Source organism: Enterobacter sp. HK-058-C-ECC (assembly GCF_047531125.1).
In the GTDB taxonomy this organism is placed as follows: domain Bacteria; phylum Pseudomonadota; class Gammaproteobacteria; order Enterobacterales; family Enterobacteriaceae; genus Enterobacter; species Enterobacter quasiroggenkampii.
Genome location: NZ_JBLKCH010000003.1, coordinates 99,471 through 108,765, shown reverse-complemented (window position 1 = coordinate 108,765; position 9,295 = coordinate 99,471). Strand labels below are relative to the sequence as shown.

At 58.0% G+C, this 9,295-nt stretch carries 6 protein-coding genes; 3 read left to right on the top strand and 3 right to left on the bottom strand.

All coding sequences use genetic code 11. From position 1 onward, the window contains the following. Both ACMWJS_RS08660 and ACMWJS_RS08655 read right to left on the bottom strand, forming a co-directional pair. On the bottom strand, nt 1–1,389 hold a 1,389-nt coding region (locus ACMWJS_RS08660), incomplete at its 3' end, for an MFS transporter (RefSeq protein WP_414746947.1). A 25-nt stretch (nt 1,390–1,414) separates the two neighbouring features. Then, nucleotides 1,415–2,584, bottom strand: a complete 1,170-nt coding sequence (locus tag ACMWJS_RS08655) for a M20 aminoacylase family protein (protein WP_414746946.1) — start codon at nt 2,582–2,584, stop codon at nt 1,415–1,417. A gap of 171 nt (nt 2,585–2,755) precedes the next feature. On the opposite strand from ACMWJS_RS08655, the gene ACMWJS_RS08650 reads away from it, so the two are divergent. After that, nucleotides 2,756–5,104, top strand: coding sequence for a helix-turn-helix transcriptional regulator (locus ACMWJS_RS08650; RefSeq protein WP_414746945.1), 2,349 nt, complete (start codon nt 2,756–2,758; stop codon nt 5,102–5,104). Here ACMWJS_RS08650 and queD read toward each other — a convergent pair. Then, entirely contained in the window at nt 5,089–5,451 is a 363-nt protein-coding gene (gene queD / locus ACMWJS_RS08645) for a 6-carboxytetrahydropterin synthase QueD (protein ID WP_196346625.1), read from the bottom strand. The genes ACMWJS_RS08650 and queD overlap by 16 nt on opposite strands. A 306-nt stretch (nt 5,452–5,757) precedes the next feature. Between queD and cysJ the strand changes: the two genes are divergently transcribed. Beyond that, complete coding sequence (cysJ, locus tag ACMWJS_RS08640; protein ID WP_414746944.1) at nt 5,758–7,563, top strand: NADPH-dependent assimilatory sulfite reductase flavoprotein subunit; 1,806 nt, start codon at nt 5,758–5,760, stop codon at nt 7,561–7,563. Next, complete coding sequence (gene cysI, locus ACMWJS_RS08635; RefSeq protein ID WP_024909261.1) at nt 7,563–9,275, top strand: assimilatory sulfite reductase (NADPH) hemoprotein subunit; 1,713 nt, start codon at nt 7,563–7,565, stop codon at nt 9,273–9,275. The genes cysJ and cysI overlap by 1 nt, the downstream gene beginning before the upstream one ends. The last annotated feature ends 20 nt before the right edge of the window (nt 9,276–9,295 follow it).

Here is a 9,295-nt window from a genome sequence, read left to right as displayed (position 1 = left end):
CCCCCGACCTGAAGGGAGTAACGCCCAGGTCACTCCCACCGAAGCGAGACACATCGCGCTGTTAAAAAGAAGCGCATACTGTGCGGCGCTGGCCATGCCCAGCGGCAGCAGCAGCGCATAGAGCGACGCGGTAACCGCGATCCCCATCGCTCCCCCCAGCGAACTGCCCATTTTGTACACCCCAGAGGCCACCCCGACTTTGTTTTCTGGCGCGTTCATCACCGCCGTATCCGTTGACGGCGTAGCGTAACATCCCAGCCCCAGCCCAAATAAAATGTTACTGAGAAAGACGGTGATGATGTAGATCTCCTTGCTTAAAAACGTGCAGGAGATAAGCGTGATGCCCGTTGCGGTCAGCAGCGGCCCGGTCATCATCGGCAGGCGCGCGCCGTAGCGCTGAAGCAGCTTTTCCCCCACCCGGATCATCGCCAGCACGGTAATCAGATACCCCAACGTCATCATGCCGGTTTGCAGTGGTGACAGACGGTGGCCTTGTTGCAGCCAGATGCTGGCAATCATCATGGTACCAATGCAGCCGTTGAGCAAAAAGTTAGAGAATACCGAGGCGCTGTAGGCTCGGTTTTTAAACAGGGCAAAATCAATCAGCGCCGCATCACCCTTGCGTCGCCCGGTGAGCACGAAGCAGGCCGCTGCCAGCGCGGCGCTACCCAGCACCAGCAATGACAGGCCGCTGCTCCAGCCCCAACCGTGTCCTTTGCTGATAAACAGATTCAGCAGCACCAGCATAAGGACAAAACTCACCAGGCCGCTAGTATCCAGCTTATGGCGACGTGCGCCGTCGCTTCGGCTTTCCGGGGTACCGCGAATCAGCAGGAGTGCCACCGCCGCCACCAGCATGGAAAAAATAAAGATCCAGCGCCAGCCGAGCGTGGTGGCGATGGCACCGCCGACAAATGAGCTCAGGCCGCTGCCGCCCCATGAGCCGATGACCCAAAAGCTGATTGCCCGCTGGCGAGCGTTGCCTTGATACCAGGTTTTAATCAGCGCCAGCGTGGCGGGCATGATGCAGGCCGCTGACAGACCTTGTATCGCTCTCCCCAGCAAAAACAGAACGGGCTCCCACGATACGAAGAGTAAGGCACTGCCGATGATGCTCAGCATCAGGCCAATGTATGTCATGCGCACGCGGCCAAACTTATCGGCAAATCCCCCGCAGGCAACGACAAAACAGCCGCTGAATAGCGCACTAAGGCTGACCGCCAGCGTAAGGGTTTCAAGAGAGATTGCGAGGCTGTTTTTCATTGCCGGCACAACGTTAATCACAGACTGCGCAAATAACCAGAATGTCAGGACGCTCATCACAATACCGGCCAGCAGCCGATCGTTACCTGCGTAGGACGTTGTGTCTGTCAGTGGAACGGTACTCATCGTGCAGCCCTCAGATTGGCGCGAATCAGCGCAGATAGTGTTCGGTTAACGCAGTCCAGAGGGCCGCCCCGGTCAGCAGGAGCTTGTCGTTAAAGTCGTAGCCTGGGTTATGCACCATACAGCGGTCCGGCTCATCTCCCGCACCGAGGGTGAAGTAACAGCCGTTGGGGTTTTTCTCGAGCATGAATGCAAAATCTTCGCTTCCCATAAAGGCATTCACCGACGTGACGGCATCCTTACCGAACAGGTCTGTCGCCACCGTGCGCACCATGTCATTGGCCTGCGGGCTATTGCGCAGCACCGGGCTGCCATTCACGTGACGAATCGTGGCCGTGGCGTTGAAGCTCTCAGCCTGCGCCACGGCAATGTCGTGGATCCGCTGCAGGACGGTTTGACGCACCGCTTCATCCAGCGTGCGCACGGTCAGCTTCATGAGTACCTTATCGTTGATAATATTCGGGGCATGTCCCGCCTGGATGCTGCCCACGGTCACGACGACCGGCTGGAATGGGGTGATATTCCTCGACACAATCGACTGCAGGGCGAGGGTGATGTGACAGGCAACCAGCGTAGCATCAACGGTGTGTTCCGGAACGGCGCCGTGTCCCCCTACGCCGTTCACTTCAATATGTATGGTGTCAGAGGAGGCCATCATGGCGCCATCGCGCAGGCCAATTTTCCCAAGCGGCTGGGAGGGCATGTTATGCAGGCCAAAAATATGGTCGCAGGGGAATTGTTCAAACAGGCCGTCTTCAACCATGACGCGCCCGCCATACAGCAGCTCTTCGGCTGGCTGAAAAATCAGATGCAGCGTGCCGCTAAAGTTGCGGGTACGGGCCAGATACTCTGCGGCATAAAGCAGGGTAGTGGTGTGCCCATCGTGTCCGCAGCCGTGAAATTTACCTTCAACCGTGCTGCTCCACGCTTTGCCGCTATTTTCCTGCATCGGCAGCGCGTCCATGTCGGCGCGCAGGCCCAGACGTTTGCTGCCGTTGCCCACCTTCAGGGTGCCGACCACGCCGGTTTTGGCCATTCCCCGATGGACCTCATAGCCCCATTGCTTCAGGAGTGCCGCGACGCGGTCGCTGGTTTTATGCTCCTCGAAGCCGATTTCGGGATGCCGGTGAAACTCGCGTCGTAATTCAGTGAACTGAGCCTCGGAGCCTCGCAGCGCGTCAACAATTGGATGTGTCATTTTTGTTATCCTTTTCCTGCCAAATGGTGTTAGTTTCGAGTTTATGTCGATCGCATTGCCGGAAAACGCCCTTTTTTGTTGTGAATCGACGCCTTTTTTCTGATTGTTTTTCATACGATTCAGTTATGACAAAAAAGAGGATGTCATTATTTGTCCTGGCAGGAGCAGCAAATGAAGCAGCGTAAAAGTGAGTTTGCGGTAACCGTTGAGGACATCCGACGCTATGCGCAGGATGAAGGTGATTCGCTGACGATACTCTGGGTGCTGGAGGGTGAGGGGGAGTTGCACGCCGACGCGGGGCCAGAAACGATGCAGACAAACGGTCTTGCGATAATAAACCGCCATCAGCGCTGGCGGTTCAGCAGCCGGAGCGCTAACGTCACCCTGCGTGTCACCCTCTCCGGGGGCTGGGTCATCCAGCTGTACGAAGACTTTTTTGCCCATGACTATGCGATTCCGGCGGAGCCCGGCGGGAGCTTGCCGCAGTGCGACGCGCTTCGGCACCTGCTGCGCCAGCTTCTGGTGGTGACGCTGGTGAACGATCCGCGCCGCTATCGGCTGGAGGCGAATCGCTGGCTGAGCGAGATCCTGTTGCTGCTAACCGGTCGCTTTCAGCAGCCCACTCGCCAGAAACCCCGGCACCAGCACGCGAACGTAAGCAAGCGCATCGCCCGTGTCCTGGAGCGGATCGACGCCAGCTACACCCGCCGCATTACGCTGGCCGAAATCGCAGAGAGTGAGTTCGTCTCAGAAGCGTGGCTCTCCCGTCTCTTTCGAAAAGAGACGGGAGTCAGTTTTATGCAGTACATCACCGCCCTGCGGCTGGAAAAAGCGGCTGACGCCCTGCGTCTCACCAGCCGTCCTCTGCATCAGATTGCGCTGGAGCACGGGTTTGCCAGCACGCGCATAATGACCGATCGCTTCCGGCGCTATCACAACATGTCTCCGGGCGAGTTTCGCAAGGCCGGGCGCCATCGCCCAGAGGCGTCCCGCCTGCGGGCGAGTGCGGACGAGCAGCGCTTTCCCGTTGCGGTGGATACGCTTTTCGGCCTGCTTAACGGCGCTGAGGCGCACGGCTGGGAACCCCCTCCGCTCGCCCACGCGCCGCGTCAGGAGCGGATCCTGAATCTGGCGCAGCTTCACCCGATCTCGGCTTCGCTGCGCCGCACGCGGCTTGTTGTGACCCTGCGCGAGCTCGACGATTTGTTGCGGGAGGATGTTCGCCAGCATCTGGAGGCGCTTCATGAAGCGATCCCCATTGAGGGTATTGATATCGCGGAACCTTTTCTCAGCAGCCGTCTGTTCGCCACGGGGTGGGACGATCCCGAGATGGCCGGCTACGCCTGCTGGTACAATCTGCAGCAGGTGTTCAGCTGGGTGGCCAAAAAGGGCTGGACAGTGCTGCTGCACACGGGCGTCACCACCCGATGCGATCTGCTGACGCGTTTTTTGCAGCTATCGATTAACCGTTTTTCGCCCGACGTCACCGCAGGCTGGCACGCGGTTATGCACTGGTCTTCTCAGGCCAACGCGGAAACGCAGGAGCAAGCCTGGCACACGCAGCGAGCGGTGCTCAAGTCGTACCTTCCGCAGGCGAAGTTTGGCGTATGGCATCGTTTCTTACCCGCGGGAACCGGGCCTGGCGGTGACGCGCTGTTCCAGTCAGCTATCCTGAACCAGGCTGATTTCCTCGCGTGTCCGGCCGATGCCAATGAACTGCTCGATCTGGCGCAGCTGGATCCCGCGCATCTTTCCTCGTCTGAAAATTACCCTGTGCTAAAGGTCCGTCAGATCCTCGCCGCCCTTCGCCAGCGGCAGCGGACGCTGCCGGTATGGTTACTCTCATGGAATACCCTTACCGGCAACACGCGGGCGACCAACGGCTGGTTTTTCCGCGGCGCGCTGCTGATGCAAAACCTGCTCGGGCTTTCAGAACAGGTCTGGCTGGCGGGCTTCTGGCTAAATTCTGGTTTACAGGGAGAAGCGAGGGCGAACAACACCCTCGATACATCGAGCCTTGCGCTTCAATATAATCACGGCCTTCCACGGCCCATCTATTGGGTACTCTGGCTGTGGCAGCGTCTGCGGGGAGAGGTGCTCGTTAACGATAAGAGCGTGCTACTGCTGCGTCATGAAGGTGGCTACCAACTGCTGCTGCGCAACGTGGTGGTATTCAATCCGCTGTTGTCGAGTGAAGAGGCCTTTATCCAGCGTTTTCAGCAGCACCACCACCTGCAGCTGCAAGGAGCGTGCGGCAGATGGCGCATCAAGCGCCACCTGTTCGATCGTCATAACGGCGCGCTTTACCCGCTGCTGGAAGGCGTTCGAAGCGAAAGCGGGCCTGACGAAGAGATGTGGAACTGGATTGCGCATAAAGCGCGTCCAACGCTTTCCGTACACGATGAACGGCTTTATGACGGCTGGCAAATCACGGAGTCGCTGGAAAGTAACGCGCTCGTTCTTTATGAACTTACGCCGTTAAACGCCTGCGAGGATGAGGACGATCACTCCCCGCGATAGATGCAGCCCGCGGTGCAGGTCTCTTTGATCATCACCGCGCTCAGCAGCGGTACCTGCGGTTTCATCTGATCCCAAATCCATTTTGCCAGCACTTCGCTGGTTGGGTTTTCGAGGCCCGGGATCTCATTCAGGTAGTAGTGATCCAGACGATCGTAGGTCGGCTTAAACGCCGCCTTCAGCTCGGCAAAATCCATGATCCAACCGGTATGCGGATCAACTTCACCGGTGATCTCAAGACGCACCATGAACGAATGCCCGTGCAGACGGCCACATTTATGCCCTTCAGGGACATGCGGAAGGTGGTGGGCGGCTTCGAAGGTGAAATCTTTAAACAGTGTGGTGGACATGATCGCTCTCAGTAATGCGGAAAAAACCGCCGCATAGTACCGGAAAGCACAATTTTTAGCATTAACTAAAACGGCTCTGAGCGGCAACCACCTCGTATTCAGGGTGTTTATCGCTATTTGTTCTTTTATTTCAGAAGGTTATTTAATCGGTTTTATCGCTAAGCATGACAACCAAAACAGGTTAGTCCATTTGGTTATTTATTATTTCCATCCCTTCTTTAATTGTTATTATCCTCGCCGTTAACCTTATCTTCAGTTTGGATTTATTCGCTTAAAGTCCGCTTGGCTACTGGAACATAACGACGCATGACAACACAGGCCCCACCTTCAAATTTGCTTCCCCTGAACCCGGAGCAACTGGCGCGCCTTCAGGCTGCCACCTCTGATTTTTCTCCCACTCAGCTTGCCTGGGTCTCCGGTTATTTCTGGGGAATGCTCAATCAACAGCCTGGCGCTGTGGCGGGTGCACCGGCCACGGCCGTTGAAATTCCGGCCATTACCCTGATTTCCGCCTCGCAGACGGGCAATGCCCGCCGCGTGGCCGAAGCACTGCGCGACGACCTGCTGGCCGCGAAACTGAACGTGAACCTGGTCAACGCCGGGGATTACAAATTTAAGCAAATCGCGTCGGAAAAACTGCTGGTGGTGGTTGCCTCTACGCAGGGTGAAGGTGAACCCGCTGAAGAAGCGGTGGCGCTGCATAAGTTCCTGTTCTCGAAAAAAGCGCCGAAGCTGGATGGCACGGCGTTTGCCGTCTTTGGCCTGGGCGACACCTCCTATGAATTCTTCTGCCAGTCCGGCAAAGACTTCGACAGCAAGCTGGCGGAGCTGGGCGCGGAGCGCCTGCTGGACCGCGTTGACGCGGATGTCGAATACCAGGCCGCCGCCGCCGAATGGCGCGCCCGCATCGTTGAGGTGCTAAAAGCGCGCGTGCCGAAAGAGACGTCGACGCAGGCCGCGTTCACCGCGACGGGTGCTGTTAACGACATCCACACCAGCCCGTACACCAAAGAGGCGCCGCTGACGGCGAGCCTGTCGGTGAACCAGAAAATTACCGGCCGCGATTCAGAAAAAGATGTGCGCCATATCGAAATCGATCTGGGCGACTCGGGCCTGCGCTATCAGCCTGGCGATGCGCTGGGCGTCTGGTATCAGAACGATCCGGCGCTGGTGAAAGAGCTGGTTGAGCTGCTGTGGCTGAAAGGCGACGAGCCTGTCACCGTTGACGGTAAAACGCAGCCGCTTTCTGATGCGTTGCAGTGGCATTTTGAGCTGACGGTGAACACCCCGAATATCGTCGAAAATTATGCCACCTTGACGCGCAGCGAATCCCTGCTGCCGCTGGTGGGCGACAAGGCGAAACTTCAGCATTACGCCGCGACGACGCCGATCGTTGATATGGTGCGCTTCTCTCCGGCTCAGCTGGATGCCGATGCGCTGATCGGTCTGCTGCGTCCGCTCACTCCGCGCCTGTACTCCATCGCCTCTTCGCAGGCTGAAGTGGAGAGTGAAGTGCATATTACCGTCGGCGTAGTGCGTTACGATATCGAAGGCCGCGCCCGCACGGGTGGGGCATCAGGCTTCCTGGCGGATCGTGTGGAAGAAGAGGGCGAAGTGCGCGTCTTTATTGAGCACAACGATAACTTCCGCCTGCCGGTCAAGCCGGAAACGCCGGTCATCATGATTGGCCCGGGCACCGGCATTGCGCCGTTCCGCGCCTTCATGCAGCAGCGCGCGGCAGACGGCGCGCCGGGTAAAAACTGGCTGTTCTTTGGCAATCCGCACTTTACCGAAGATTTCCTCTACCAGGTCGAGTGGCAGCGCTATGTGAAAGAAGGCGTACTGACCCGCATCGATCTGGCCTGGTCTCGCGACCAGAAAGAAAAAGTATACGTACAAGACAAACTGCGCGAACAGGGCGCAGAACTGTGGCGCTGGATCAATGACGGTGCCCACATTTATGTCTGCGGCGACGCCAATCGCATGGCGAAAGACGTTGAGCAGACTTTGCTGGAAGTGATTGCCGAATTCGGCGGTATGGATGCCGAAGCGGCGGACGAATTTTTAAGTGAGCTGCGCGTTGAGCGCCGTTATCAGCGAGATGTCTACTAATGAGCGAAAAACATCCAGGGCCACTGGTGGTCGAAGGTAAACTGACAGACGCCGAGCGCATGAAGCTGGAAAGCAACTATCTGCGTGGCACCATTGCTGAAGATCTGAATGACGGTCTCACCGGCGGTTTCAAAGGCGACAACTTCCTGCTGATCCGTTTCCACGGCATGTACCAGCAGGACGACCGCGACATCCGCGCCGAGCGTGCAGAGCAGAAGCTGGAGCCGCGTCACGCGATGCTGCTGCGCTGCCGTCTGCCGGGCGGGGTGATTACCACCAAACAGTGGCAAGCGATCGACAAGTTTGCCGGTGAAAACACGATTTACGGCAGCATCCGTCTGACTAACCGTCAGACCTTCCAGTTTCACGGCATTCTGAAGAAGAACGTCAAGCCGGTGCACCAGATGCTGCACTCCGTTGGGCTGGACGCGCTGGCGACCGCCAACGACATGAACCGTAACGTGCTCTGCACCTCGAATCCGTATGAGTCCGAGTTGCACGCCGAAGCGTACGAGTGGGCGAAGAAGATCTCCGAGCACCTGCTGCCGCGCACGCGCGCCTATGCAGAGATCTGGCTCGATCAGGAAAAAGTCGCGACCACCGACGAAGAGCCGATCCTCGGTCAGACCTACCTGCCGCGTAAGTTTAAAACCACGGTCGTTATTCCACCGCAGAACGATATCGACCTGCACGCCAACGACATGAACTTCGTGGCGATTGCCGAAAACGGCAAGCTGATTGGCTTTAACCTGCTGGTGGGCGGCGGCCTGTCCATCGAACACGGTAACAAGAAAACCTACGCCCGTACCGCCAGCGAGTTCGGCTTCCTGCCGCTGGAGCATACGCTGGCCGTGGCGGAAGCGGTGGTGACGACCCAGCGCGACTGGGGTAACCGTACCGACCGTAAAAACGCGAAAACCAAATACACCCTGGAGCGCGTGGGCGTCGAGACGTTCAAAGCGGAAGTGGAGCGTCGCGCGGGCATCAAGTTTGAGCCGATCCGCCCTTACGAATTCACCGGGCGCGGCGATCGCATTGGCTGGGTGAAGGGTATCGACAATAAATGGCACCTGACGCTGTTTATCGAAAACGGTCGTATTCTGGATTATCCAGGGCGTCCGCTGAAAACCGGTCTGCTGGAAATTGCGAAGATCCATAAGGGCGAGTTCCGCATTACCGCTAACCAGAACCTGATCATTGCCGGCGTGCCGGAAAGCCAGAAGGCGAAGATCGAGAAGCTGGCGCGCGAACATGGGTTGATGGATGCGGTGAAGCCGCAGCGCGAAAACTCAATGGCCTGCGTGTCGTTCCCGACCTGTCCGCTGGCGATGGCGGAAGCGGAACGTTTCCTGCCGTCGTTTACCGACAAAGTGGAAGCGATTCTGGAAAAACACGGCATTCCGGACGAGCATATAGTTATGCGCGTCACCGGGTGTCCGAACGGCTGTGGTCGCGCGATGCTGGCCGAGCTCGGACTGGTGGGGAAAGCGCCGGGTCGTTACAACCTGCACCTGGGCGGTAACCGAATCGGTACGCGCATCCCGCGTATGTTCCGCGAGAACATCACCGAGCCGGAAATTCTTGATTCCATCGACGAGCTTGTCGGGCGCTGGGCGAAAGAGCGCGAAGCGGGTGAAGGCTTCGGCGACTTTACGGTGCGTGCGGGCATCATTCGCCCGGTGCTCGATCCCGCGAGGGATTTCTGGGAGTAACATCCCGACGGTTTTACAGG

Bases quoted from the DNA above. Each gene is read 5' to 3' on its own strand.
- ACMWJS_RS08655 (WP_414746946.1), bottom strand. From the start codon at position 2,584: ATGACACATCCAATTGTTGACGCGCTGCGAGGCTCCGAGGCTCAGTTC.
- ACMWJS_RS08650 (WP_414746945.1), top strand. From the start codon at position 2,756: ATGAAGCAGCGTAAAAGTGAGTTTGCGGTAACCGTTGAGGACATCCGA.
- queD (WP_196346625.1), bottom strand. From the start codon at position 5,451: ATGTCCACCACACTGTTTAAAGATTTCACCTTCGAAGCCGCCCACCAC.
- cysJ (WP_414746944.1), top strand. From the start codon at position 5,758: ATGACAACACAGGCCCCACCTTCAAATTTGCTTCCCCTGAACCCGGAG.
- cysI (WP_024909261.1), top strand. From the start codon at position 7,563: ATGAGCGAAAAACATCCAGGGCCACTGGTGGTCGAAGGTAAACTGACA.